General features: G+C 35.6%; 1 protein-coding gene. It reads left to right on the top strand.

The window, feature by feature from the left end:
* Positions 1–330: 330 nt before the first annotated feature.
* The coding region (locus ACOVO2_RS09785) for a C1 family peptidase (protein WP_421769788.1) at positions 331–1,427 on the top strand (1,097 nt) is incomplete at its 3' end.

The following is a 1,427-nucleotide window of genomic DNA, read 5'->3' as shown; positions in this document are numbered from 1 at the left end:
TCTATATAAGATGTATCAATGATTTCAATATTTAGGCTTATTAACGCAAAGCAAAAATATCTATTTTTTTGAAAAAAAAACGCATGAAGTCTCTCTTTATCAATCACCGAGATGAAAATCAAAAATGAAAATTGTCAAAAAAATATATCAAACGCTATTTTTTTTTACCATAAAAACAAATATGTAATACAGATAAGAGCATTATATCCCTTCAATAACTTTTCTTAAAATGGTAAAAAATAAAGTTTTTTCTTTATTATGTCCTTTCTCCAAGAAATATATATTTTTGGAAAATTTTGATACCAAACACTATTAAACTAAAAAATGGCCATGGAAAATCGTATCGGAGGATACAGAGCAGGGGCTATTCCTGCAAACATTAACAGGAAAGAATCTGGTAAATTTGATCAATTACCCTCTAAAGTCGATCTAAGAGAGCACTTAACTGAAGTAGAAATGCAAGTAGGTAATAGTTGTGTGGCGAATGCTTTTGCTGGAGCTTATGAATATTTAGCCAAACGAAATAATGGAGATTCAGCCGACATTAGCCGACTCTATATTTACTACAACGCACGCTACTTAGAAGATGCTCAAAATCAAGACTGTGGCTCGATTATGTATAAAGCCATCGAAGGATTAAAGGAGTATGGAGCATGCTCAGAAGAACTTTGGCCCAATGATGAAAGTATGATTCTTGATGAACCTGACCAATCGGCGTATGACCACGGCTCAAACTTTAAAATCGTAGATGCTGAATATATTGAAACTCGCCTTGACTTGTGGAAACAAACCCTTGCCGAAGGCTATCCTATTTCGTTTTGTTTGAATACTTTTCAATCTTTTGATAGTGCTTCAAAAAATAAAGGTCGGGTACCAATGCCAAAGCCTTCGGATAATGTTCGTGAAACACACGGATGGCACGCAATGCTTTGTGTAGGCTATTCAGACCCCGACAAGGTATTTATTGTGAGAAATTCGTGGGGAAAAGACTGGGGCGACAGAGGTTATTGCTATATTCCGTATGATTACATGATGAATAAAGAGTTTAACGGTCATGATTCATGGATAATAAAATCGGTTGAAAACCTTGATTTTAGTGAAGGCGTCTGGGATGATTCGGAAGAATCAAGTTTTGCGGTTGATGGAATGATTTATGTAACCGATTTTTGGATTGAAACTGAGGATACGGAAGACTTTGCCACACAATTAGAGGAACTTTGTATGGAATATGTAGAGAGTGAAGAAGATTTCTACTTTGATTACGAAGCAAAAGAAGAAGATGGGGTTGAATATACCTACATCAATAACTTTGAAATCCTAACCGAATTTCCGGATGATTTTATTGCCGATTTAGAAACCCTCTGCGAAGAAAACGCCATCGACGAAAATTATGGTTTCAATTATAGCGGCAGTGAAGAGGAAGAGGA

The organism is Emticicia sp. (genome assembly GCF_049241225.1).
Taxonomy (GTDB): Bacteria; Bacteroidota; Bacteroidia; order Cytophagales; family Spirosomataceae; genus Emticicia.
The sequence above is the reverse complement of the archived record's forward strand: the minus strand, read 5'-3'. Positions and strand labels throughout refer to the sequence as shown.